The 25,204-nt window shown below is 42.2% G+C and carries 26 protein-coding genes; 20 read left to right on the forward strand and 6 right to left on the reverse strand.

The window, feature by feature from the left end:
- The gene (locus ACO6S0_RS17820) at positions 1 to 696 is read left to right on the forward strand and encodes an ABC transporter ATP-binding protein (protein ID WP_422349639.1); all 696 of its coding nucleotides are present in this window, start codon (positions 1 to 3) and stop codon (positions 694 to 696) included.
- A gap of 330 nt (positions 697 to 1,026) precedes the next feature.
- The gene (locus ACO6S0_RS17825; RefSeq protein WP_422349640.1) at positions 1,027 to 2,832 is read left to right on the forward strand and encodes an Ig-like domain-containing protein; all 1,806 of its coding nucleotides are present in this window, start codon (positions 1,027 to 1,029) and stop codon (positions 2,830 to 2,832) included.
- Between the two features lie 244 nt (positions 2,833 to 3,076).
- Here ACO6S0_RS17825 and ACO6S0_RS17830 read toward each other — a convergent pair whose 3' ends face one another.
- From ACO6S0_RS17830 to ACO6S0_RS17840, 3 genes are read right to left on the reverse strand one after another with little or no spacing between them, the layout of a single operon-like run.
- On the reverse strand, positions 3,077 to 3,448 hold the full coding sequence (locus ACO6S0_RS17830) for a SnoaL-like domain-containing protein (RefSeq protein ID WP_422349641.1): 372 nt from the start codon (positions 3,446 to 3,448) through the stop codon (positions 3,077 to 3,079).
- Between the two features lie 38 nt (positions 3,449 to 3,486).
- A complete protein-coding gene (locus ACO6S0_RS17835; RefSeq protein WP_422349642.1) occupies positions 3,487 to 4,146 on the reverse strand; it encodes a DUF2461 domain-containing protein in 660 nt (219 codons plus the stop codon).
- On the reverse strand, positions 4,143 to 4,463 hold the full coding sequence (locus ACO6S0_RS17840) for a hypothetical protein (protein WP_422349643.1): 321 nt from the start codon (positions 4,461 to 4,463) through the stop codon (positions 4,143 to 4,145). Before ACO6S0_RS17840 ends, ACO6S0_RS17835 begins: the two co-directional genes overlap by 4 nt.
- Before the next feature lie 110 nt (positions 4,464 to 4,573).
- Here ACO6S0_RS17840 and ACO6S0_RS17845 point away from each other — a divergent pair, with 110 nt between their 5' ends.
- The 11 genes from ACO6S0_RS17845 (at position 4,574) to atpG (ending at position 14,780) form a co-directional block, all read left to right on the forward strand.
- A complete protein-coding gene (locus ACO6S0_RS17845) occupies positions 4,574 to 5,587 on the forward strand; it encodes a GlxA family transcriptional regulator (protein WP_422349644.1) in 1,014 nt (337 codons plus the stop codon).
- A gap of 240 nt (positions 5,588 to 5,827) precedes the next feature.
- On the forward strand, positions 5,828 to 8,383 hold the full coding sequence (locus ACO6S0_RS17850; RefSeq protein WP_422349645.1) for a tetratricopeptide repeat protein: 2,556 nt from the start codon (positions 5,828 to 5,830) through the stop codon (positions 8,381 to 8,383).
- Between the two features lie 6 nt (positions 8,384 to 8,389).
- Positions 8,390 to 8,824 (forward strand): bactofilin family protein, encoded by a 435-nt coding sequence (locus ACO6S0_RS17855; RefSeq protein WP_422349646.1) that lies wholly within the window; start codon positions 8,390 to 8,392, stop codon positions 8,822 to 8,824.
- On the forward strand, positions 8,802 to 9,032 hold the full coding sequence (locus ACO6S0_RS17860; protein WP_420401473.1) for an AtpZ/AtpI family protein: 231 nt from the start codon (positions 8,802 to 8,804) through the stop codon (positions 9,030 to 9,032). The genes ACO6S0_RS17855 and ACO6S0_RS17860 overlap by 23 nt, the downstream gene beginning before the upstream one ends.
- Positions 9,032 to 9,421: a DUF6168 family protein gene (locus tag ACO6S0_RS17865; RefSeq protein ID WP_422349647.1), complete on the forward strand. Its 390-nt coding sequence runs from the start codon at positions 9,032 to 9,034 to the stop codon at positions 9,419 to 9,421. Before ACO6S0_RS17860 ends, ACO6S0_RS17865 begins: the two co-directional genes overlap by 1 nt.
- A gap of 119 nt (positions 9,422 to 9,540) precedes the next feature.
- Complete coding sequence (atpB, locus tag ACO6S0_RS17870; RefSeq protein ID WP_422349648.1) at positions 9,541 to 10,671, forward strand: F0F1 ATP synthase subunit A; 1,131 nt, start codon at positions 9,541 to 9,543, stop codon at positions 10,669 to 10,671.
- 78 nt (positions 10,672 to 10,749) lie between these two features.
- Positions 10,750 to 10,941 carry an ATP synthase F0 subunit C gene (gene atpE / locus ACO6S0_RS17875; protein WP_045801726.1) on the forward strand — a complete coding sequence of 64 codons (192 nt, stop codon included), beginning with the start codon at positions 10,750 to 10,752 and terminating at the stop codon, positions 10,939 to 10,941.
- Between the two features lie 86 nt (positions 10,942 to 11,027).
- Positions 11,028 to 11,528, forward strand: a complete 501-nt coding sequence (locus ACO6S0_RS17880; protein WP_422349649.1) for a F0F1 ATP synthase subunit B — start codon at positions 11,028 to 11,030, stop codon at positions 11,526 to 11,528.
- Between the two features lie 69 nt (positions 11,529 to 11,597).
- The gene (atpH, locus tag ACO6S0_RS17885; RefSeq protein ID WP_422349650.1) at positions 11,598 to 12,137 is read left to right on the forward strand and encodes an ATP synthase F1 subunit delta; all 540 of its coding nucleotides are present in this window, start codon (positions 11,598 to 11,600) and stop codon (positions 12,135 to 12,137) included.
- Between the two features lie 102 nt (positions 12,138 to 12,239).
- Positions 12,240 to 13,820: a F0F1 ATP synthase subunit alpha gene (gene atpA, locus ACO6S0_RS17890; protein WP_422349651.1), complete on the forward strand. Its 1,581-nt coding sequence runs from the start codon at positions 12,240 to 12,242 to the stop codon at positions 13,818 to 13,820.
- Between the two features lie 99 nt (positions 13,821 to 13,919).
- A complete protein-coding gene (gene atpG, locus ACO6S0_RS17895) occupies positions 13,920 to 14,780 on the forward strand; it encodes an ATP synthase F1 subunit gamma (RefSeq protein WP_422349652.1) in 861 nt (286 codons plus the stop codon).
- A 157-nt stretch (positions 14,781 to 14,937) separates the two neighbouring features.
- On the opposite strand, the gene ACO6S0_RS17900 is transcribed toward atpG, so the two are convergent.
- On the reverse strand, positions 14,938 to 16,575 hold the full coding sequence (locus tag ACO6S0_RS17900; protein ID WP_422349653.1) for a sulfatase: 1,638 nt from the start codon (positions 16,573 to 16,575) through the stop codon (positions 14,938 to 14,940).
- A gap of 118 nt (positions 16,576 to 16,693) precedes the next feature.
- Here ACO6S0_RS17900 and ACO6S0_RS17905 point away from each other — a divergent pair, with 118 nt between their 5' ends.
- The 7 genes from ACO6S0_RS17905 to ACO6S0_RS17935 all read left to right on the forward strand — a co-directional run bounded on the left by ACO6S0_RS17905 (position 16,694) and on the right by ACO6S0_RS17935 (position 23,533).
- Positions 16,694 to 18,163, forward strand: a complete 1,470-nt coding sequence (locus ACO6S0_RS17905; RefSeq protein WP_422349654.1) for a lipopolysaccharide biosynthesis protein — start codon at positions 16,694 to 16,696, stop codon at positions 18,161 to 18,163.
- Positions 18,153 to 18,587: a dUTP diphosphatase gene (gene dut / locus ACO6S0_RS17910; RefSeq protein WP_422349655.1), complete on the forward strand. Its 435-nt coding sequence runs from the start codon at positions 18,153 to 18,155 to the stop codon at positions 18,585 to 18,587. Before ACO6S0_RS17905 ends, dut begins: the two co-directional genes overlap by 11 nt.
- Positions 18,588 to 18,725: 138 nt before the next feature.
- Complete coding sequence (locus tag ACO6S0_RS17915) at positions 18,726 to 19,742, forward strand: sugar phosphate nucleotidyltransferase (RefSeq protein WP_422349656.1); 1,017 nt, start codon at positions 18,726 to 18,728, stop codon at positions 19,740 to 19,742.
- A gap of 28 nt (positions 19,743 to 19,770) precedes the next feature.
- Positions 19,771 to 20,679 carry a tetratricopeptide repeat protein gene (locus tag ACO6S0_RS17920; protein ID WP_422349657.1) on the forward strand — a complete coding sequence of 303 codons (909 nt, stop codon included), beginning with the start codon at positions 19,771 to 19,773 and terminating at the stop codon, positions 20,677 to 20,679.
- Positions 20,679 to 21,467, forward strand: coding sequence for a DUF4292 domain-containing protein (locus ACO6S0_RS17925; protein WP_422349658.1), 789 nt, complete (start codon positions 20,679 to 20,681; stop codon positions 21,465 to 21,467). Before ACO6S0_RS17920 ends, ACO6S0_RS17925 begins: the two co-directional genes overlap by 1 nt.
- Before the next feature lies 1 nt (position 21,468).
- Positions 21,469 to 22,695, forward strand: a complete 1,227-nt coding sequence (locus ACO6S0_RS17930; RefSeq protein ID WP_422349659.1) for a murein hydrolase activator EnvC family protein — start codon at positions 21,469 to 21,471, stop codon at positions 22,693 to 22,695.
- A 1-nt stretch (position 22,696) separates the two neighbouring features.
- Positions 22,697 to 23,533 (forward strand): aldo/keto reductase, encoded by an 837-nt coding sequence (locus ACO6S0_RS17935; protein WP_422349660.1) that lies wholly within the window; start codon positions 22,697 to 22,699, stop codon positions 23,531 to 23,533.
- 130 nt (positions 23,534 to 23,663) lie between these two features.
- Here the strand turns inward: ACO6S0_RS17935 and ACO6S0_RS17940 are convergent, their stop codons facing one another.
- Together ACO6S0_RS17940 and ACO6S0_RS17945 are read right to left on the reverse strand one after the other, a co-directional pair.
- Positions 23,664 to 24,176 (reverse strand): acyl-CoA thioesterase, encoded by a 513-nt coding sequence (locus tag ACO6S0_RS17940; protein ID WP_422349661.1) that lies wholly within the window; start codon positions 24,174 to 24,176, stop codon positions 23,664 to 23,666.
- Between the two features lie 60 nt (positions 24,177 to 24,236).
- Positions 24,237 to 25,181 carry an SPOR domain-containing protein gene (locus tag ACO6S0_RS17945; RefSeq protein WP_422349662.1) on the reverse strand — a complete coding sequence of 315 codons (945 nt, stop codon included), beginning with the start codon at positions 25,179 to 25,181 and terminating at the stop codon, positions 24,237 to 24,239.
- Positions 25,182 to 25,204: the final 23 nt, after the last annotated feature.

The raw sequence follows: 25,204 nt of genomic DNA on the forward strand, positions 1-25,204 counted from the left end.
ATGATAACCGCAAAAAACCTCACCAAAAAATACGGGTCGCAGCTAGTATTGAATATAGAATCCCTGGATATTCCCAAAGGGCAGAGCTTTGGCTTGGTCGGGAACAATGGAGCTGGGAAGACTACCTTTTTTAGTCTGTTATTGGATTTGATCCAACCCACAACGGGGCATGTGGAAAGCAATGGGATTCAGATCAACACCAGCGAGGATTGGAAGCCGTTCACCTCTGCCTTTATTGATGAATCTTTTTTGATAGGCTATTTGACCCCGGAGGAATACTTCTATTTTATCGGTGACCTACGCGGCAGAAACAAAGCCGATGTGGATAAGCTCTTGGCCTCATTTGAGGACTTTTTCCATGGGGAGATTCTGGGGCAAAAGAAATATCTGCGCGACCTATCCAAAGGAAACCAGAAAAAGGCGGGCATTGTGGCGTCCTTTATTGGCAACCCGGAAGTGGTGATTTTGGACGAGCCCTTTGCCAATTTGGACCCCACAACCCAAATTCGACTCAAAGCTATCATTAAAGAACTGGCGGCAAAAGATGGAGTAACCGTTTTGGTTTCCAGTCATGATCTGGCCCATGTGACAGAAGTCTGTGAGCGCATTGTAGTTTTAAACAAGGGAGAAATTGTAAAGGATATCCAGACCTCTACAGAGACCCTTAAAGAACTGGAAACTTTCTTTGGAGGATAGCTTATTCAACCAGATAGGAAGAGGTTGCCGTGTGTTTAACTTACTGACTTGAATCTAAAAACACATCCCTGATTTCGTAGCACGAAATCTTCCCTTCTCAAGAAGGGAATTCAAATCTAATAATGAAACAAACTTCCCTCTAGAGAGGGGCAGGGGTGTGTCGTTCTCAATACATCCCGAATTTTATTCGGGACACTAGAACTGAGGGTCTCGAAAAAACTGTATCAACTCCAAACCCCCATCCATCAATTCATATGGGGCATCCGTCAATTGGGAGGTGTCTGCTTGGACATCATCATTTTACTTTATGGTTTAACCATAAAAACCCAAATGATGAAAAGAATTGCGCAATGGGCCACTGCGGCCCTATCAATGATTTTAATAGTACTGGCCTGTGGCAAAGATGATGGGCCAAATGCACCAGAGGCCAAAGCTCCGAATATCACTAGCCATACGGAAAGTGGCCCTGTTGGATCTACCCTTATAATAAACGGCACCAACTTTGGCGCTTCCATTGCTGAAAATACAGTGACCTTAAACGGGGTGGCTGTTTCGCTAAGTGATGCCAAAACCACCAAATTAACGGGTGAGGTGCCTGCAAATGCCACTACAGGCAAAATCAAGGTGACCACCGCTGGAGGTTCCGATACCAGCGATAATGATTTTGAGGTGACCATCCCTGATGAAAATACCACCCTATCCCTGAACAAAACCACTTTGACCCTGTATCCGTATGAACATTATATAGAAACCTTGGAGGCCACTACCAATGTGGAAAGCCCTACAATTAGTTGGATGAGTAGTGACACCGATGTAGCTACTGTAGACGAAAATGGAGTGGTAACCCCCTTGACCTTGGGAACCACCACCATCACCGCTTCCCTTAATGGGGTAACTGCGGAATGTGTCATTACCGTGGCGGATGGGCCTGTAAACTCTTTAGAAATTACTCCAAAAGAAATTGAACTATTTAGGGAAGATACCGTAGAATTGGAACTTACCATTGAGGCTGAGGTGGAAAGTACTGGTGCTGCGGTTTGGATCTCGGATAATGAAGACGTAGCAACTGTGGATGAGGAAGGACAGGTAACTGCAATTTCACCTGGGGAAGCAGAAATAACCGTGACTGTCGACAATGCGTCAACAAATCGCTTGATTACTGTTAAACATGATGTTATTGCTTTCGGAGTGGAAAGTGATGGATCAAAAAACAGGGCCGCGGTATGGAAAAATGGTGTTGCAGATTATTTGACCAACGGTGATAACAACGCTGAAATCTTGGCTGGATTTGTGGATCCGGAAACGGGAGATACTTATGCTTGCGGTTATGAAGTTATTGGTTCCAAGACAGTAGCTAAATATTGGAAAAATGGACAAGAAACTAGTTTAACAGAAGGGAATACGGATGCCAAAGCTCATGATATAGCATTACTTAATGGTAATGTAATTACAGTAGGTTATGAAATGAATGATGAAAATGTACAGGTGGCCAAGGTTTGGCAAGATGGGAATGAGCTATATGTTCTTACAGGTGGGAATAACCATGCCGAAGCACTTAGTGTTGCTATTGACAGTGATAATAATATCTATTGCAGTGGTTACGAGAAAAATGGGAACTATAGAGAAGGTAAAGTATGGATGAATGGTAATACGGTTGATACTCAAACCAATGGCAATTATGACATACAGATTTCATCAATTGATATTGAGGATGATGTAATTGCGATGTGCGGACATGAGAATGATGTTAACAATGTTGGCACGGCAAAACTGTGGATTGTTGGACAAGGCCTCGAGCTTACAGAGGGTGATAACAATGCCAGAGCATATGATACGCTTATTCATTTAGAAAACGTTTACGTAACCGGATTTGAATTTCAGGGAACGGCTATTGCCAAGTATTGGAAAAATGTAGAAGAAGAGGTAGAGCTAACTGATGGTGAATATTATGCCATAGCTCATTCAGTGTTTGTTCATGGCAACATTGCATACTTCTCAGGATATGAAAGAAGTGGCACAAACGGAACCATAAATGTGGCAACATATTGGTGGCGAGATGGAGAAGGCGACATTGTAACAGAAGAGCTTACAGATGGCACCTTCAATGCCAGGGCTTACGATATTGTTGTATGGTAGAATCTGTTCCAGCATAGGATGTAAAATAGTTTTTCGAAATTCAGGGATGTGGCAATGGGTTTGTTTAAAATTAAAACACATCCCTAATTTCAACAAGTTGAAATTTTCCCTTCTCAAGAAGGGAGTTCAATCCTGACCACAAAAACAACTCCCCTCTAGATAGGGGCAAGGGGTGTGTAAAAAAACACCCAAATAATCAGTTCGAACCTGCTTTTGTCGGCAGGTTCGAACTGACTTTAAATTTTTATCCTCCCATAACAGAAGGGTCATAGAAAAACTGGGCTTTGGTGATTTGCCCATTTTCCACTTGGTACATACAGAATTCTTCCATGTTTATTCTACCTCCCTGTTTAAAGGTCACATCACTGGTCATAGGCACCACAAAGTGGTTGCCCACTACCACTGGATCACCTACGGTTCCGCCATGGGATTCTTCAATATTGCTGGCCCATTGGGCAAACCCTTGAAGAATATTGTCCAACCCTTCTGTTCTTTCGTTGGGTACACCCGGCATCTCCACGCTCACGGCATCTTTGGAATAAAGGCCGTAAGCTTCCTCATATTTGCCTTCCCTACAAAGGCCCACCAGTTTGTCTGCTACTTCTTGTGTTGTCATTTTGTTTCTGTTTTTATGATTAATAAATAAACTTGTTTTCAATCCAATGCTTGGCTCAGATAGGTATTCAAAGGTTTGATGGCTTCAAAATGGGATAAGACCTCCTCCTGAAGTTTGCTGCTTCCATAAAAGGGCTCCAAAGGAAACTCGGCCATGGCATAGAACTGTTTGTGATAGATCAAATCTGTTTTTTCTGCTATGGGAACTAGACTTTTATCCAAACGCTTCGCTTTTTCACCCTTGAGCTTTCCAAAGTTTTGAGTAAAGGAGCTATCAGAAACAAGCTGTGTCAAAGCTTCGGGATTATCAGCAATAAGCTTCCTAACTTTCTTCAATTCCGGTGGACGTAGCATAAAAAGCCCACCGCCTACATGGATGTTTTCCGCATCAATGCCCAAATAATACCCTGGTAATATAGACTTTTTTCCGTTCGGGGAGAAGCCAGCTTTGAGCAATAAATGATAGGGTGATTTATCCTTGGAAAACCGAACATCCCTGTTGATACGGAACATGGCCTTTTTGGGGTCGGTAAGAATTCTATGGTCCCATTCGGTCAAGGCAGGAATCAATTCTTCCAATAGATGCAAAAAAGGGTTTTTTACATCATTTTCATACCGCTTTTTATTGGCGTGGAACCATTCCTTGTTATTGTTCCTGGCCAAGTCCTTAAAAAAACGTGAATAAGCTTTCGTAATCATGGGTGTTCACTTTTTAGTTGATCAAGGGCCAAAAGGGCGAGATGTTCCCAGTTTTGGTGCTGTTCAAAATCAGCTTCGTACCAACCTTTTAATGGCCCTTTGTTCTTGAAAGGGTTAAATTCCATAAGTTCAACTTCAATTCCTTCCACAGCGGATGGCGAACCTAGCTTGAAAACCATTTTATCTTTCTTCGAGAAAAAGGCAAACACCTTCTTTTTATAATGAATGGCCTGGGAACTCATCATTTTGCCTTCAGTGACATCAGCCTCTTGCAAGCAAAACTTATCCCGTATTTCCAAGAATTTTTCGAACTCCATATCCCAAAGCTACAAAAGAGGCCTATGCAGGTATAAGGGGAAATATGACACTTGTAAGGGTTGATTGTGCCAAGTATTCCCATTACATTTATAGTGTAAAAAAGCTGATAATGAAACATGTAAGCATATTGGTGCCCAAGGGCAATGCCATTTTAAGCAGTGTGGTGGGCCCATTTAAAATATTGATGGCCGCTAATCAGTTCTTGAAAAAAGCCGGGATTCGGGAAGATGATTTTTTTGAACTGCATTTGGTGGGTTTGGATCATGACTATTCATTGTACGAAGGACTTTTTAGTATACACTGCGATAGTACCATAGATGATATTAAAAAGACGGATTTGATTCTTATTCCGGCCTTAAGGCCGGACAAACTGGATGCCGATTTGGATCAGAACAAGGATTTTATTCCATGGGTTTTAAATCAGCGACTCCAGAACAATGCCGAAGTGGCCAGTATGTGCATGGGTGCTTTTTTGTTGGCCCAAACGGGATTGGTGGATGGGAAACAATGCTCAACCCATTGGGCGGGAATGGAAATGTTCAGGAAAATGTTTCCTCAAGTAAACCTGGTCTCAAGCAAAATTGTTACCGATGAAGATGGGATTTACACCAGTGGCGGAGCCTATTCCTTTTTAAACTTGATGCTTCATTTGGTCGAAAAATACTGTGGACGACCTGCAGCTATTTATCTCTCCAAGTTTTTTGAGATTGATATGGATCGGCAGGACCAGAACCAATTTGCGATTTTTCAAGCGCAAAAAGATCACGAGGATGATGCCATAAAAGAAGCTCAGAAGTACATTGAAAATAATGTGAAGAGTAAAATATCTGTGGAACGTTTGGCAGAGAAATATGCAATCAGCAGTCGCAATTTTGTGCGAAGATTTAAAAAGGCTACCCAGAACACCCCATTGGAATACATTCAAAGAGTGAAGATTGAGGCTGCGAAAAGGAGCTTGGAATCTACCCAGCAAAACGTCAATGAGGTGATGTACCAGGTAGGTTATGCGGATCAAAAAGCCTTTCGGACTGTCTTTAAAAAATATGTGGGACTTTCCCCAGTGGCATACAAGTCAAAATACAATAGAAGCAGGACCAATTTTGAAAGCCCCTCTACTTGGTAATCGCTGCTTTTTTTTAAAAGGCAGGGTCGTATTCCAAGCTACACATCCCTGATTTCGCTACTCGAAATCTTTCCCTTCTCTAGAAGGGAGTGTTTTAAAAATATTCAATTTAAATTCCCTGTTGGAGAGGGGTTTTGGGTGCGTACAAAAGCCAAGAAGAAAAATTATTGCATTTTACCGATGAGCCTTATAATAATCTGGATGTTTTTCAGTTAAGGTTAGACACGATTATCGATAATTTTGAAGCTTCAACATATCTTTTTTGGCGCAATTGTCTGCGGAGGATTGCTTTTTAACTCCTGTTCCACAAAAAAGGACAAGTTCCTTAATCGCAATTGGCATGCCCTAAACACCAAATACAACACCCTCTACAACGGCAACATTGCCTTTGAGCAAGGAAGGGAAGAACTCAACGCCAATTACCGTGATGATTACTGGAAAATCCTACCAGTGGAACGCTTGGAGGTGACGGATGAGGTGAAGTTGGACTCTGAAGACAACAACCCCAATTTTATCATTGCCGAGGAGAAGGCCACCAAGGCCATCCAAAAGCACAGCATGGACATTAAGGATGAAGAGCGCAATCCACAAACAGATGAGGCTTTTCTTTTATTGGGCAAGGCCCGATATTTTGACCAACGCTATATTCCGGCTTTGGAATCTTTCAATTACATCCTGAGAAAATATACCGAAAGCGATAAGCTGAACGAAGCCACCATCTGGCGGGAGAAGACCAATATGCGTTTGGATAACCCTGAACTGGCCATCAAGAATCTGGAAAGACTGTTCAAGTTTGAGCGTTTGAAAGACCAAGAACATGCCGATGCCAATGCCGTGATGGCGCAGTGCTATATCAACCTAAAGGCTAAGGACACGGCCATCCAAAAGTTAAAAATAGCCCAGGCCTATACCAAAAAGAACGCGGAAAAAGGAAGGTACCTGTTCATCATAGGCCAACTGTACAACAATTTGGGGTTCAAGGATAGCGCCAACTACGCTTTTGACAAGGTGATTGCCTTGAACAGAAAATCCCCTAGGGTCTATATGATCAATGCCCACCTAAAGAAAATCCAGAACACGGAGATCACAGATACCAATCAGGAAGAATTATGGGAATATCTGACCGAGCTGGAAGAGAATAGGGAAAACCGCCCTTTTTTGGACAAGATCTATCGAGAGATTGCCCAGTTCCATTTGAACACCCAATCGGACAGCTTGGCCATTGTCTATTTCAACAAATCCTTAAGGGCCAATACAGGGGAGCGTAAATTAAATGCGCTCAACTATAAGGATTTGGGGGATTACTATTTTGATCAAGACGCTTACAAAACCTCCGGAGCATACTACGATAGCACGCTGACCAACCTTGTGGTGAACACCAAGGAGCATCGTCGGATCAAGAAGAAGTTGGACAATTTGGAAGATGTGATCAAATACGAGGACATCGTTCAGCATGCTGATAGTGTAATCACTTTGTATGAAATGCCAGAAGCAGAACGCAAGGCTTATTTTGAAGAACTTATTGCAGAACTCAAACGCAAGGATGAGGAAGCGGCCCAAGCAGAACTGGAACGGACAACCGCTGGCTTTGCCACCTTTGCGGAATCCAAGGGAGGACAAGAAAACAAGGGCAAGTTCTACTTTTACAACATTACCAGTTTGGGCTACGGAAAAAACGATTTTAGAACTCGCTGGGGCGATAGGGCCCTGGAGGACGATTGGCGCTGGAGCAATAAAAGCAGAACCTTGGTTTCGGAAGCTACCGGAGAAGTTGTTTCCGCAGATGGTCAGCCCGCTACGGCAATTTCGGAGGAACAAAAATATTCTCTGGATTTTTATTTGAGCCAGATACCCACGGATGAAAAGGTGATCGACAGTCTTTGGGGGGAACGCAATTTTGCCAACTATCAATTGGGATTGATCTATAAGGAAAAATTCAAGGAGAACTTATTGGCTGCGGGAAAACTGGAAAGAGTGCTGGCTTTGAATCCAGAGGAGCGCTTGATCCTTCCGTCCAAATACAATCTGTACAAAATATATGAGGAAACGGGCAGTCCTTTGGCACAGAACATGAAACAGGACATCATCACGAACCATCCTGATACCCGATATGCCGAAATCCTGTTGAATCCGCAAGCGGTTTTGGCCGGGAATACGGATAGTCCGGATGCCAGATACGCCTCACTTTATAAATTATACGAACAACAAGAATATCTTCAGGTAATAACGTTGACCCAGGACTACATCAATAAATTTACGGGGGATCCCATTGTTCCCAAATTTGAAATGTTGAAGGCAAATGCCATTGGTCGCTTGCAGGGATTTGAGTCGTTCAAAGAAGCACTAAATTTTGTGGCACTTACTTATCCCAATAATCCAGAAGGGAAAAAAGCTGAGGCAATGGTTGCCGAACAACTACCCAAATTGGAAACTAAGGAATTTTCTCCTGAAACGGGATCAACTGGGGCTGGGAATTGGAAAGTAGTTTTCCCATTCAAAATAAAGGACAACGAAAAAGCGTTGAAATTAAAGGAACGATTGGAGGCATCCATCAAGGACCTCAATTATAAAAATGTGGTTTCCAAGGATATTTATACGTTGGAAGACCAATTTGTGGTAGTGCACGGGTTTAAGTCAAAGGACTTTGCCTTAGGCTATGCAGAGCTTATAAAAAAGAATAGGGACTACCGCATCTACGATGAGAATTTTGTAGTTTTATCCAACAATTATAAAATCATACAAGTACACAAAAACTTAGCTGCGTACAAAGCGCAGATTTTAACCCCAAAACCCTAGAAAACAATGTTTTCAGACAACAAAAAACCTAGAACTATGAACGAGTTTGGAGGACAACCCAACAGAATTGAAAAGAACACCAAAATTAAGGGTGATATTACTTCAGAGGCCGATTTTCGAATCGATGGTAAACTCGAAGGCAACGTAAAAACTTCCGGAAAAGTGGTTATCGGAAAAGATGGCTACATCAAAGGAAAAGTAGAATGTGTAAATGCCGATATTGAAGGGAAATTCAATGGCGAACTTCAAGTAAATGACCTACTATCCCTTAAGGCATCTGCAATTATAGAAGGAACGGTTAGTGTTTCCAAGTTGGCAGTTGAACCTGGAGCCACATTTAATGCTGCTTGTACCATGGGCAAGGGAGCTTCGGCACCAGCTGCAGCCTCAACACACAAACTGCAGCCCAACAAGACCAATGAACCAGCAAAAGTCTCCTAAAAAAAAGAACAATTTTAAGAATGCCGCAATGCTTTCCGGTATTGCGTTTGAAATGGGAGCCATAATTTTTCTTGCCGTTAAGGGAGGGAAATGGCTGGACGCCCATTACGGGAACGAAAAAAATATTTTCACGGTAATTGCCACTTTATTGGGAGTGGCAATTTCTATTTGGGTAGTTTTGCAACAGTTAAAACGGATAAAATACTAATGCCCAATCTCAATTTGCCCACCAAATTTATTGCACTTCTTCTGTTATTATTGCTCCTGTCCTTCGGAGCACATTTAGGCATTCTGTCACTCAGGGACCTTCCTCTTTTTGACAACCTTATTATGCTTTCGTATGTGGTCAACGCAATTTTGGCCGCCGTAATTTTCCTCTTGCTGTATAAATTCAGGGAGAAGTTGAAGAATCAGATTGGTTTTTTGTTCATGGGCGGAAGCCTGCTCAAGTTTGTTTTTTTCTTCTTGCTTTTTTACCCCACGTATAAGAGTGACGGCGATATGTCCGGCTTGGAGTTTGCCGCATTTTTTGTTCCCTACGCCATCTCACTTTTTTTGGAGACATTTTACACTTCCAAAATGCTCAAAAACCTATAGGATAGACCTTAAAATTATCCCACTCAAGGTGCTCAAAAATAAAAGTTTGAAAGCTTTTTTCTTTTTGTGAGAATGACTTACATTTGCACCGATTTTGAGAGACCGATATTTTGAGCGAAATGCGAAAAACTTTTTTTACGAGATTTCTTCTTATTGCAGCACTATTTTTAGGTCAGTTCACTTTTGCAAGTGAAACCAAAGAAGAAGCCGATGGACACGGCAAGGACCTTAAGACAGAAATTAAGGAATACATCGCCCATCACCTTCAAGATGCCCATGATTTTTCTTTGTTTTCCTATACCAAGGAAAATGGGGAGCACAAATATGTTGGATTTCCATTGCCAGTTATTCTTTGGGATAACGGATTGAAGGTTTTTTCCTCTTCAAAATTCCATCACGGCGAAACTTTGGCCGAAGTTGATGGCAACTATTACAAGCTTTATCACAGCAAGATATATAAAACAGACGCAGAAGGGACCATCCATTATGATGAAGACCACCACGCTACCAATGTAAAACCTTTGGATTTTTCCATTACCAAAAACGTGGTGATGATTATCGTAACGGGCTTGTTGATGTTGTGGTTGTTCTCCAGTTTGGCAAGATCCTATGGCAAGAACAACGGCATTCCCACAGGTGCAGGTCGTTTCTTCGAACCCATAGTCCTATATATTAGGGATGATATTGCAAGACCAAACATTGGGGAAAAAAGATACAGGAAGTACATGCCTTTCTTGTTGACCATCTTTTTCTTTATCTGGTTTTTGAACATTTTTGGATTGACCCCCCTTGGAATTAACGTGACAGGAAACATTGCCATCACGGTTTCTTTGGCCATCATGACGTTTTTGATTACGAATTTCACGGGAACCAAGGATTACTGGATGCACCAGTTTGATCCATTGGGTAAATCCCTGCCTTGGTATGGTAAAATTCCATTGTACATTATTTTGGTTCCCATCGAATTGTTGGGATTGATCATCAAGCCATTCTCATTATTGATTCGTTTGTATGCAAACATGCAGGCAGGTCACATCGTATTGATGAGTTTGATTGGATTGATGTTCATTTTTAAGAGCTGGTTGGGAAGTCCTTTGTCATTTGGACTGGCTTTCGCCATCTCTTTGATTGAAGTATTGGTAGCCTTGCTGCAAGCATATATTTTCACCATGTTGTCCGCGCTGTATTTCGGATTTGCCTCTGAAGAACATGAGCACGACCATGAGCATGAAGCAGAGGTTGCACATTAAAGAATGAGGAAAACTGTCACTTCGAGCGCAGTCGAGAAGTGCTTAAGATTGAATATTTAATTTTTAAACTAGATAGATATGGAAATTCCAGTAATGGTAGGTGCAGGTTTGGTAGTGATCGGTGTAGGTCTTGGTATTGGTAGAATCGGTGGTTCTGCTATGGAGGCTATCGCTCGTCAGCCTGAAGCTTACGGAAAAATCCAAACAGCGATGTTGATTGCAGCAGCGTTGATTGAAGGTATTGGTTTCGCTGCCCTATTCGCAGTATAATCAAACCCACAAAGTAAAGGCTGTAACGGTTGGTTGCAGCTTTTACTTAGTTTAAGAATTCAAAGTATAAAAGCATAGAATAGATTATGGAAAAGTTATTGGAAGAGTTTTCGTTGGGATTGTTTTTCTGGCAGACTTTATTGTTCGGACTGTTGTTGTTCCTACTTTGGAAGTTTGCATGGAAGCCCATTCTTAATGCAATCAATGATCGTGAGGAAGGCATCAAAAATGCCTTGGATGCTGCTGAGGAGGCCAAAAAGGAAATGCAGAACGTTACTGCGGATAGCGAGAAGTTGTTGAAGGAAGCTAGAGCTGAGCGCGAAACCCTTTTGAAGGAGGCACGCGAGATCAAGGACAAAATTGTTGCCGATGCCAAAGAGCAGGCCCAAGTGGAAGGCGACAAAATGATTAAACAAGCCCAAGCAACCATCGAAAGTGAAAAGAAAGCTGCCGTTGCCGACATCAAAGCGCAAGTAGCCAATCTGTCCATTGACATTGCCGAGAAAGTAATCAAGGAAGAACTATCCGACAAGAAGAAGCAAGAAAAGCTTGTTCAGGATATGTTGGGTGACATCGAATTAAATTAATAGTTAAAGGTTAATGGGTTAATAGTTTGTGTTCAATAACAATTAACCGTTAAAAAATAACCAAACAGAATGAGCAATAACAGGGCAGCCGTACGTTACGCAAAAGCAACCTTGGATTTCGCTATCGAAAAGAAAGCGGCCGATGCCGTTGAAAAAGATATGCGAAGCATTGCTGCTACCATCAACGATAATGCCGAGCTTCAGAACCTGTTGGGAAGCCCGGTCATTAAAGGTGAGGCAAAAAAGGAGACGCTAAAAAAGATATTCAAAGGGTCTAACCAAATTACTTTGGGCTTGATCAATACTTTGACCGACAATAAAAGGATTGCTCTGTTGCAAGAGGTGGCCTACAAGTACATCATCCTTCATGAGCAATGGAAAGGTGAGGATGTGGCCTATGTGACCACAGCGGTTCCACTGACGGCAGCTTTGGAAAAAGAGGTGTTGGCTCAAGTGAACAAAATCACTGGAAACAAAGTCACTATAGAAAACAAGGTGGATGAAAACATCTTAGGTGGGTTTGTGTTGCGCATTGGGGATTTACAGTACGATGCCAGCGTGTCCAGTAAATTGAACAGTTTAAAAAGAGAGTTTACAAACAGTCTATAGTCCTTCGCTACGCTACGGACTATAAGCGATTAACAAAATAGAAATAAAAACAAGACGTATAGTATCTAAAGTCTATCGTCTAAAGTCTAATATCTAGTCAAAATGGCAGGAGTAAAAGCCGCTGAAGTATCAGCAATTTTGAAAGAACAATTATCAGGATTTGAGGCATCCGCTTCCTTGGACGAAGTAGGTACCGTATTACAAGTAGGTGACGGTATTGCACGCGTCTATGGACTTTCCAATGCTCAGTATGGTGAGCTTGTGGAGTTTGATGGGGGAATGCAAGGAATTGTATTGAACCTTGAAGAGGATAACGTCGGTGTGGTATTGTTGGGTCCATCCAAAGAAATTTTGGAAGGTGCTACCGTAAAAAGAACACAACGTATCGCATCCATCAATGTGGGTGAAGGAATTGTTGGCCGTGTTGTGGATACCTTGGGTACCCCGATCGATGGTAAAGGGCCTATAGCTGGTGACACTTATGAAATGCCATTGGAGCGTAAAGCCCCTGGGGTAATTTACCGTCAGCCGGTAAACGAGCCATTGCAAACCGGGGTTAAGGCTATCGATGCCATGATTCCGATTGGTAGAGGACAGCGTGAGTTGGTGATCGGTGACCGTCAAACAGGTAAAACCACCGTTTGTATCGATACCATCTTGAATCAAAAAGAATTTTACGATGCCGGTGAGCCTGTATATTGTATCTACGTTGCTGTAGGTCAAAAGGCCTCAACCGTAGCTGCCATTGCAAAGACTTTGGAAGACAAAGGAGCTTTGGCTTATACGACTATCGTAGCAGCTAACGCATCTGATCCTGCCCCAATGCAGGTATATGCACCATTTGCCGGTGCTGCGATTGGGGAATATTTTAGGGATACAGGACGTCCAGCCTTGATCATCTATGATGATTTGTCAAAACAAGCTGTTGCTTATCGTGAGGTTTCCCTTCTTTTGAGAAGACCTCCAGGACGTGAAGCATACCCTGGTGACGTATTTTACTTGCACTCAAGATTGTTGGAGCGTGCTGCAAAAGTGATTGCGGATGATGATATTGCCAAGAACATGAACGATTTGCCAGATGCGCTTAAGCCAATGGTAAAAGGAGGAGGTTCTTTGACTGCACTTCCAATTATTGAAACCCAAGCAGGTGACGTTTCCGCCTATATCCCAACCAACGTAATTTCCATTACGGATGGTCAGATATTCTTGGAGCAGGATTTGTTCAACCAAGGGGTTAGACCAGCGATCAACGTGGGTATCTCTGTATCCCGTGTAGGTGGTTCGGCACAGATCAAGTCCATGAAGAAAGTAGCGGGTACTTTGAAATTGGACCAAGCACAGTTCCGTGAATTGGAAGCTTTTGCCAAGTTCGGTTCTGATTTGGATGCCGCTACCTTGAACGTAATTGAGAAAGGTCGTAGAAACGTGGAAATCTTGAAGCAGGCCCAGAACGATCCATTTACCGTGGAAGATCAGGTGGCCATCATCTTTGCAGGTTCTAAAAACCTATTGAGAGATGTTCCTGTGGACAAGGTAAAAGAGTTTGAAAGAGACTTCATCGAGTTCATGAATGCCAAGCATAGAGATGTATTGGATACCCTTAAGGCTGGTAAATTGACAGATGGGGTTACTGATACTTTGACAGCGGTTTGTAAAGACCTGTCTGGAAAGTATAGTGCATAACAATTGTCATTCCCGCTGTCATCCTGAGCGCAGTCGAAGGAAAGCGGGAATCCATCATAATAAGATTCCGCATCAAGTGCGGAATGACAAATAAAAAGAATGGCAAATCTAAAGGAAATACGAAATAGGATAGCATCGGTAAAGTCGACCATGCAGATTACCAGTGCCATGAAAATGGTATCTGCTGCCAAGTTGAAAAAGGCCCAAGACGCCATTACCGCTATGCGCCCCTATGCAAACAAACTTACCGAATTGCTGCAAAGCCTTAGCGCAAGTTTGGACGGGGATGCCGGAAGCAAATTTGCTGATGCAAGAGCCGTGAACAAAGTATTGGTAGTAGCCATTACATCCAATCGTGGGTTGTGTGGTGCGTTCAATTCCAACATCATCAAACAGACCAATGCATTAATCAATGACACCTATGCTGGAAAACAGGTTGATGTTATTGCCATTGGTAAAAAAGGGAATGATATACTAGGAAAGAATGGGAATGTTGTTGCCAATCATAGCCAAGTTTTTGATGATTTGACCTTTGATAACATTGCCACCATTGCTGAAACTTTGATGAACCACTTCACGGAAGGGGATTATGACAAGATTGAATTGGTCTATAACAAGTTCAAGAATGCTGCGACACAGATTGTGATGACCGAGCAGTTTTTGCCTATTGTCCCTGTAGAAGGAGATAACATAGGTGCTGCCGATTACATCTTTGAGCCTTCAAAGCCTGAAATCGTGGAGCAATTGATTCCAAAGTCGTTAAAGACCCAATTGTACAAAGCGGTCCGTGATTCCTTTGCCAGTGAGCACGGTGCCCGTATGACGGCAATGCACAAGGCAACAGATAACGCCTCCGAACTTAAAGATCAGTTGACGCTTACCTATAACAAAGCAAGACAGGCTGCTATTACCAATGAAATTTTGGAAATTGTTGGTGGTGCGGAAGCATTGAACAATTAGGCGAAACAAAGTGCAGCCAAATAGCTTAAGAGCTGAGGCGTTGAATAACTAAGCTTAAGAAATACTTTCAGAAAAAATGCCGCTTCATTGAAGCGGCATTTTCTATTTCTGTCAGTTCGAGCGCAGTCGAGAACTAATCTTTATAATAACTAACGGATTAATGATTTTCGGCCATTCTGGATTCATGCAAATCAATATAGTACTGGTTAAGCTCATCCGAATCTTTATACTGAACCCGAAGTTCCTCCAATTTTATCTTTAGCTCCTTCACCACTTCCGTATAAGCTGGATCACTGTAAACATTGTTCATCTCCTGTGGATCCTTTTTACGGTCATAGAGCTCCCATTCGTCCACATCATAATAGAAATGGGCCAATTTATAATCTGTGGTGACAATCCCGTAATGACGCATCACCTGATGTTCAGCAGGATATTCATAATAATGGTAATAAACCGCATCCCGTGTCCATTTCTCCTCGTTCGATGTCAAGAGGGGCATTAAACTTTCCCCTTGCATATCATCCGGAATCTCTATTTGTGCTGCCTCCAAAAAGGTTTGTGCAAAATCCAGATTTTGTACCATTTCCTCATTGGTGATTCCCGGCTTTATTTTGTTTGGCCATCGAATCAACAATGGGGTTTTAAAGGATTCATCGTAAATAAATCGCTTGTCAAACCACCCATGTTCTCCCAGATAAAACCCTTGGTCCGAAGTGTAAACCACCAAGGTGTTTTCCGATAGCTCATTTTCATCCAAGTAATCCAGGACGCGCCCCACATTATCATCAACAGAGGAAATACAGGCCAGATAATCCTGCATATAACGTTGGTACTTCCAAATCATCTTTTCCCTATCGCTCATGGAGGGCCAGTTCTCTTCAAAATCCTTGCTTATGGCGTCCAAAAAGGGTTTTAATTGGACTTTTTGCTCTTCCGTGGCACGGTTGTATTGGTTATTAAAGGCGTTCACCAAATCTGGTACTTCTGGAGTCACCTTGCCCATGCTTGCAATGGTTTCTGGCCATACCTTGGTGTCATAGACATACTTCATGTGGGTCAATAGGTTCATTTCCGCAGTTTTTGCTGCTGAACCCCTATTGCTATAATCATCAAAAAGTGTCTCGGGAATCGGAAATTCCTTCCCATAAAATTCCTTGAATTTTTCAGGGGTGGGCCACCAAGGTCTATGGGGGGCCTTATGTAAATACATAAGCATGAACGGCTTGTTGGGGTCTCGTTTTTTATCCAACCAGTTGAGCGTGATGTCCGTTGTGATATCCGTAGCATAACCTGTTATGGTGGTATCCCCATTTTGAGTGATAAAATCAGGATTGATATATTGACCCTGACCCGGAAGAATCATAAAGTCATCCACCCCTTTGGGGTTGTTTCCAAAGTGGAGTTTGCCAAACATAGCAGTTTGATAGCCCGCCTTTTGGAACAACTGGGGAAAAGTCACTTGCGTGGTATCAAAAGGCATTAAATTGTCCACTTTGCCATTGATATGGGTGTGCTTTCCCGTTAAAATTGTGGCTCTGGAAGGAGCGCATATGGAGTTGGTGACACAGGCATTGGTAAAGACAATACCCTCCTTTCCTATTCGATCAATATTGGGGGTTTGGATCAGATGATCACTGTAGGCACTTATGGCCTGATAGGCATGATCATCCGACATGATAAACAGAATGTTGGGCCTTGTTTGATTTTCAGCTTGGGCTTTATTTTTCTTCTCTGCACAGGAGACTAAAAATAGGGTTGAAAAGATGAGGTAAAATGCTTTTGAAAAGGTTTGCATTGGGTTGATTTATTTATACAAGTCAAAAAGGTACAAATTGTTCCGCTAAAGCTATAACCAAAACGATTTGCGTAACTTGTACGCTTCAAAGGAATGATATCATAACAAGGAGTTTCTATTGAACCCACTTAAGCGGCTTTTTAAACAGACTTTTATCTATGGCCTGGCCACCGTTTTGCCCAGGGTGCTTTCCTTCTTCCTTCTTCCCTTGTACACCTCGGTTTTTGAAAACGCGGCAGGTTATGGGCAGTATATCAACATTTATGCTTGGATAGCAATATTCAACGTTTTTTTGGCCTATGGAATGGAAACCGCTTTTTTTCGGTTTTATCACAAACAGGAGGATAAAAAGTCGGTCATTTCCACTTCTTTGATTTCCCTATTATGTTCCTCACTGCTGTTTTTGATTTTGGCTTTGGTTGTCAAGGAGAACTTGGCCAATATCACCAACATCAATGTAGATTACATTAAGTTTACCACTTACATTTTGGTGTTGGATGCCTTGGTAATCATTCCTTTTGCATTGCTAAGAGCTCAGGAAAAACCGATGAAATATGCCATGCTGAAAACCATCAATGTGGCAATAAATCTTGGGTTCAATGTATTTTTCCTTTTGATTCTCCCTGGACTCGGGGAGCAAAATCCAGAAGGGTTTTTGGCGGGAATGTACCATGAGGGATGGGAAATTCAGTATATCTTCATTTCCAACATTATCGCCAGTGGAATAACACTGCTGTTGTTGTTGCCAACCTATTTTAAAACCTCCTACAGCTTCGATTTTTCCATTTGGAAAGGCATGCTCAAATATGCAGGGCCCGTAATGGTAGCGGGAGTTGCTTTTACCATCAATGAGGTATTTGACAAAATTCTATTGACCGAACTTTTGCATCCTGATGTGGCCGAGGCCGAAGTGGGCAAATATGGAGCCTGTTATAAATTGGCCCTGTTCATGACCCTTTTTGGAACTGCATTTAGAATGGGGGTTGAACCCTTCTTTTTCAGCCATGCCAATTCAGAGAAACCCCAAAAAACATATGCGCAGATCACCAATTACTTTGTTATTCTGGGAAGCCTGATATTGCTCACGGTGATTGTGTTTATCGAGCCACTGGGCAAATTGCTGATTCGAAACGCCACCTATTGGGAAGCATTGCGGGTGGTACCCATTATTCTTTTAGCTAGTTTTTGCTTGGGAATCTATCACAACTTATCTGTATGGTATAAGGTTACGGACCAGACCAAGTTTGGCGCTTACATTTCCTCAATTGGAGCTTTGATCACCTTGATCGTTAATTTGGCCTTTATTGATAAAATTGGATATATGGCTTCCGCCCTTGCAACCCTGGCAGCTTATGGAAGCATGATGCTCATGTCTTATTATTTTGGGAGAAAGTATTACCCAGTTCCCTACAACATGAGAAAAATCGTTTTCTACATGTCCGTTTCTTTGACTTTTTCGGCCCTCGCCTTCTATGTTTTTAACCGAAGTTTAATAGCTGGAGGCCTATTACTTTTATTATTTTTGATGTTAGTTTATAAAATGGAAGGAGATAAGTTAAAGACCATATTTTTACAGCGTGAAAGTTAAGATCATCAATAAATCAAACCACCCATTGCCCCATTATGAAACTATAGCTTCGGCTGGTATGGACCTAAGGGCAAACATCGACCAACCCATTATCTTAAAATCCTTGGAAAGGGCCATAATCCCAACGGGTCTTTATATAGAACTGCCTGTTGGCTATGAAGCCCAAGTGCGACCTCGTAGTGGATTGGCAGCCAAAAGAGGAATCACGGTTTTGAATGCCCCGGGTACGGTCGATGCTGACTACAGAGGGGAAGTCGGTGTTATTTTGGCCAACTTGTCTGCTGAGGATTTTACCATTGAGGACGGTGAGCGGGTGGCCCAAATGGTCATTGCCAAACACGAACAGGCCGAATGGATTGAGGTGAAGGAACTTTCTAATACCGATCGGGGTGCTGGCGGTTTTGGAAGCACGGGCTCACAATGATTTCCCGTTCAAGCAAAAATGAATTAGTGAAATTCGTGTCAGCCAACATCAAGGAGAACCCATTTTTTAAGGAGCTTAAATAGGGTTTCCCCTAGAAAAGAATATATAATTAAAAAAAGCTGCTAAAGCAGGCGTAATATGAAGATCATAGTACCAATGGCGGGACGGGGATCTCGCTTAAGACCACATACATTAACCATTCCCAAACCATTGATTCCGGTGGCGGGAAAACCTATTGTACATCGTTTGGTGACGGATATTACTAAGGTGCTTGGTGAACAAATCGAAGAAGTAGCCTTTATCCTGGGAGATCCTGCGTTCTTTGGCGATGATGTGGTTGAGAGCCTAATAGACTTGGCCGAAGAATTGGGCGCAAAAGGATCCATTTATAGGCAAGATGAACCGCTTGGCACAGGACATGCTATTATGAGTGCCAAGGAATCCCTTAGCGGCCCTGCGGTAATTGCTTATGCGGACACTTTAATTCGTGCGGATTTTGATCTGGATAAGTCGGCCGATAGCGTAATATGGGTAAAACAGGTAGAACGCCCGGAAGCATTTGGAGTGGTCAACCTGAATGAGGACAATGAGATTGTTGAGCTGGTGGAAAAGCCAAAGGAATTTGTATCTGATTTAGCGGTCATTGGCATCTACTATTTTAAAGATGTTGGAGTCCTGAAAAATGAGCTTCAATATGTACTTGATAACAACATTGTACATGGCGGAGAATATCAAATCAATGATGGAATCAAACGGATGATGGAGAAGGGCATGAAGTTTGTTCCAGGAAAGGTGGATGAATGGATGGATTGCGGAAACAAAAATGTAACCGTAGAAACGAATCAACGGATGTTGGGCTTTTTGGAAAAGGACGGCGAAAGTTTGATTGCTGATTCAGTAAAACAGGAAAACGCAAATATCATTGAACCCTGTTTCATTGGCGAAAATGTAATACTAAAAGACACAACCGTTGGCCCATACGTTTCAATAGGGGCGGACACTGTGGTAGAGAACTCTACTATTAAAAACAGTTTGATCCAAAGCAACAGTAGGATTTCCAATGCCAATCTGGATAATGCCATGATTGGCAATAATGTGGTTTTTGATGGCAACTTCGAATCCATAAGTATAGGGGACTATTCCGTGTTGATATAAATAGCTGGTATGTATAAGTGATGGACGGATGAAAAAGCACTTTAATTTTTGGACTGTATTGGTCCTGATCCTCGGAACGGGATACACAAACTATGCCCAGGAAGAAGAGAGCGCGGAAGTCTATCTGGAGGAATATACCGACGAATTTCAAGAGACTTTTTTTGAGGCGGTAAAGCAGAAGAGCATCCAAAATTATGATAAGGCCATCAACCTTTTTTTGGAATGCAAGCAGTTGGATGTTTCAAGTGATGTTATTGACTACCAATTGGCCAAAACCTATTTTTTGGACAAGCAATATATCCAAGCCCAAGAATATGCCATTGCAACCCTCCGGGCCAAATCAGGAGATTTTTGGTATTTGGAAAACCTCGTCAACATTATTGAAGCACAAGGGAATTCTTTGGAATCGTTGAAGGAGCGTTTGCCTATGGAAAATTCGAAACTAAAGGAGAACCTGGCATTGATTTATTTCAAAAAGGCTAAATATGGCGAGGCCCAAAAGGTTTTAAAGGAAATGGGCAACTCTAAATTTGCCAATGAGCTTGGATTGAAAATAAAGGATTCCTTAAACAAGAACTCCAAGACAAAACCTGCAGAGGAAAATACTCCACAAGAAGATGATCCAGTGACCCAAAATATTGCTAAAATGGAGGAGCTTTTAGGAATATCGGATTATGATGGGTTGGAAATAGTGGCAGAGGAAGCACTGGAGGCTTATCCGTTGCAGGCTTATTTTCACTATGCCTATGGAGCAGCCCTTAATGGAAAATCGGACACGGCAAAAGCCATAGAAGTGTTGGAAGGAGCTTTGGATTTCTTATTTGATGACGATGCTCTTGCCAATAAAATATATAAGGAACTTTCCAAGGCTTACACCAAAATTGGAAATTCATCCAAGGCAACAGAATATCTTAACAAAATAAAACCCGGATTGTAATGATGGGCATTCAGTTTAATCTAAAAAACCTTTATCCCGCAATTGCGTTGGCCCTGCTAATGGGTTTTACCGCTTGTAAATCCGCCAAGAGTGTAACTGGCGGTGAAGTGGATTCTAGGCTATCTACCAAACGGATTATTGAGAACCATTATGCGAACCAGCTTGAATTCAAAACTCTAAGCGGGCGGGTCAAAATTGATTATTCTGATGGTGAGGATGCCCAAGGCGTCACGGTGAGTCTCCGAATGGAAAAAGATGAGGTGATATGGATCAGCGCTCCATTGGGAATGGTTAAGGCTCATATTACTCCAGAGCGGGTATCTTTCTATAACAAGCTTCAGAACGAATATTTTGATGGGGATTTTAGCTACCTAAGCGATTTGTTGGGGACAGACTTGGACTTTACCAAGGTGCAGAACCTGCTTTTGGGCACAGCGGTTTTAGATATGAGGGATGAAAAATATACTTCCACAATAAATGGGAGCAATTATCAGTTAAAACCTAAGAAGGCCAGGGAATTGTTTAAGATTCTGTTCCAGTTGGAACCTGGAAATTTTAAAATTCATTCCCAGGAAATAGCGCAGCCCGAAAACAATAGACTGCTTACAGCTGAATATACCTATCAGGATATTTCTGGAAGTGTATTGCCCAATGAAATTCATATTGTTGCATTGGAAAATAATGAGAACACAAAAATTGACCTTAGTTTTAGAAACCTGGAATTGAACAGACCCTTGAATTTCCCATATAAAATTCCGAAAGGGTTTGATAAAATTATATTAAAGTAATATGTTCAATAAACTCCCATATTGTATTTATCTATTGCTTTTTACGTTGATATGCGTTGGTTCAATATCAGCCCAGACGAGTGAACAAAAAGCATTGGAGGCCAAAAGAGAGCGACTACAAAAAGAAATCAAGGAAATTAATAGATTACTTTTTGCGGAAAAGAAGGAAAAAGGGAACGTGCTGGATCAAATGGAGGCTTTGGACAATCGAATCAATGTTCGACAGGAGTTGATCCGTGTAACCAACCAGCAGTCCAACTTACTCAATCGACAAATCAATGTGAACATCAGAAGCATTAGCAAGCTTCGGGAAGATTTAAAGATCTTAAAGGAGGATTATGCACAATTGATCCGCAAGACCTATCAAAACAAAGCACAGAACAATCGTTTGATGTTTTTATTGTCGGCAGACAATTTTTTCCAAGCTTTTAAACGACTCCAATATATGGAGCAGTATGCAAAGCACAGAAAAAAGCAAGGAGAGGATATTCAGAAGAAGACAGACCAATTGGCGCAGCTGAACCAAGAATTGGTCGAGCAAAGAAAGTCCAAGGAGCAATTGCTAGCGGAAAACAAAAGAGTAAAAGCAAGTCTGTTTGATGAAATCCAAACGCAAAAAGATCTGTTGCAGAGCATTCGTCAAAACGAGAGCAAGTATACTGCAGCCATTCAGAAGAAGCAACGAGAGGCACGCAAAATTGACCGGGAGATTGAGCGACTTATTAAAAGCGCGATTGCTAGCACGAACCGAAAGGCAGGCTCTTCAAGCTCAAGAACCAAGTTTGTATTGACCCCAGAGGCCAAATTGGTGGCGACAAATTTCTCGGCCAACAAAGGAAAGCTGATTTGGCCGGTGGAAAAAGGGATTAAAAGTCAGGGCTATGGAGTTTACGCCGATCGCTTTTATCCGGGAATAAAACATAGGAACAATGGGGTTACCATTGCAACGGATAAAGGAAGTAAGGCCCGGGCGATTTTTGAAGGAGAGGTTATAGCTATTATTGCTGTGCCAGGAGGCAGTAAAGGGGTATCAGTAAAGCATGGTAATTATATTAGCACCTATTATAATCTCACCAATCTTTACGTGAAAAAAGGGGACAAAGTAACGGCCAAAGACGTTCTTGGAGACGTTTATACCAATCGGTTTGATGGAACCACCAAACTTAAGTTCTATCTTTATCAAGATACAAATCGATTAAATCCAGAAGACTGGATATATCAATTATAGCATGGGAAAAATTACTGATTTACAGGGATCTTTTGAATTACACAATGGGGTCCAAATGCCATATTTTGGTTTAGGCGTATATCTATCCAAGGATGGGGAAGAAGTGTCCAATGCCGTTAAGGTAGCCCTAAACCATGGGTATAGACATGTGGACACGGCCTCCATCTACAACAATGAGGTGGGTGTTGGGTTTGGCATCAAAGAAAGTGATGTGTACAGAAAGGATGTTTTTGTGGTAAGCAAGGTTTGGAACGCTGACCAAGGATACGACTCCACACTAAAGGCATTTGATGCCAGCTTGGAACGGCTTAATATGGATTATTTGGATTTGTATTTAATCCATTGGCCCAAGGGCAAAATCTCCAAGGATACCTGGAGGGCGCTGGAACGTTTGTATAAAGAAAAAAGGGTTAGAGCTATTGGAGTAAGCAATTTTTTGCAGCATCATTTGGAAGAACTTTTAGTTGAGGCGGAGATTGTTCCCATGGTGAACCAAATGGAATTTCACCCCTATTTGGTGCAACAGGATTTGATTGATTTTTGCAAGGACAAGGGCATTCAATATGAAGCATGGTCACCCATGATGCAGGGAAATATTTTTGACCTTCCTGAATTTAAGGACTTGGCAGCCAAGTATAACAAATCAGCGGCTCAGATTGTGCTGCGATGGGATCTTCAGAAAGGGGTGGTCACCATCCCAAAGTCGTCCAAACCGGAACGCATTGTTTCCAATGCAGACCTTTTTGACTTTGAACTGAGCACGGAAGATGTTCAAGTATTGGACAATCTTGACCGTGGCCAGCGCTTTGGGCCAGACCCAGATAATTTTGATTTCTAAACAGAAAAAGAATCGTGTAAGGCTCTAGCAGCACTTGTTAATTTTTGGAATTGTCACTTCGAGCGTAGTTGAGAAGTGCATGAAATTCACAACTCAAAATAGGTCTCGACTGCGCTCGACCTGACAGTATCTAAGAAGTGAATAGAGCCTTCAATTCAGAAGCATCTGAAGGTTTCATTTTGCCTGCTAGAACCAAACTCAACTGCTTTCTTCTCAAGGCGGCCGCAAACCGTTCTTTTTCCTGATCGGTTTCAGGTTCTAAAGGAGGTACTTCGGTAGGAATTCCCGTATCGTCAACCGCAACAAAGGTGTAGATGGCTTCATTGGCCTTGGCGCGTTCCCCCGTAAAACGGTCTTCCATCCATACATCAATAAAAATCTCCATAGAGGTTCTAAAGGCTCTAGAGACTGCGGCCTCCACGGTAACAACGCTTCCTAGCGGAACGGAACGGTTAAAGGCTACATGGTTCACAGAAGCCGTAACCGTAATCCTACGGCTATGTCTTCTGGCAGCTATACTGGCAGCCCGATCCATTCGGGCCAAAAGTTCGCCACCAAACAGATTGTTCAATGGGTTGGTTTCACTGGGCAAAACCATATCGGTCATAACCGTTCTAGATTCACTGGGTTTTTTTGGGCGCATACCTAATTTTTGCGCAAAGATATTGAAGAGAATTAGGGTATTAAAGAAAAGAGACGGGGATTATCGCTCAGATAACAACCAAGCATCTGGAGATTCCGTTCTTTTGATCTTTTTAAGATAGACTAAGGCTTCCTTGGGATCCTCAAAACTGTCATAGGCCACTTGATGAAGCCCAAAGCGATTAACACCCAAATAAAAGGCGTTATAACCCTGTTCTTTTAGCTGAGCCACCTTCTTTTCGGCATTTTGTTCCACACGGAACGCTCCGGCAATAACATGGTGTTTGCCCAACTGCTTTTTGGTTACCTTAATATTTAAAGCTGGAAGTTCAAAGGGCGCACTGTCAAAAAAAGTGGCCTCCTGAATATGCTGTTCCACCTGATTCCGAGCAGCCTCCTGGGTGGCCAATTGGCTTTCCTGCAATTGTTGGTAGGCTCTAAAGGATGTGGTTCCCACTGAAACAGCCAATAGCAGAATGGCTGCATATTTTAACCAAGGTCTAAAAGAGGATTGTTCTCTTTTTTCCGGGGTGATAATAAATGGAATTCGCTCTTCGAGTTCCTCCACTTCTTCTTTAAGGGATTCCCTTTGAATAGGAGTGGCCGCAAACGCGGACAACCCAAAAGAAGAGGTTAGAAAGTTGTTTTTGTTCTCAGGCTGAAACTGCACTTTTTGCTCGTTATTGAGCCATAGTTTTCCAACCCCAAAAAGTTCGATGCCATCTCCTTGGTTCAATCTTTTTTTCCAATCCTCGGCAACGGCTTCCACTTCAGAGAGTATCTCGTCATAGGCTAGACCTTTTACCTCGGCAATATGCGAAACCAAAAGTCCGTCGTTCTTGCTTAACTGCGTATTAAAGGAAACAGACTTGGTGGGAGGAATCAAGGTGTTGGTGGACAAATCCAAGGCTGCAGATTTCCCATGGGCCAAAAAGGCACCAAATTCGGGAACCACCACACAATTATAATTGTACAACAAATTTTCTATGTACGAGTCGATACGCATCGCCACAAATATTGCAAAAAAAC

This window comes from Flagellimonas sp. (assembly GCF_965233845.1).
Lineage (GTDB): Bacteria > Bacteroidota > Bacteroidia > Flavobacteriales > Flavobacteriaceae > Flagellimonas.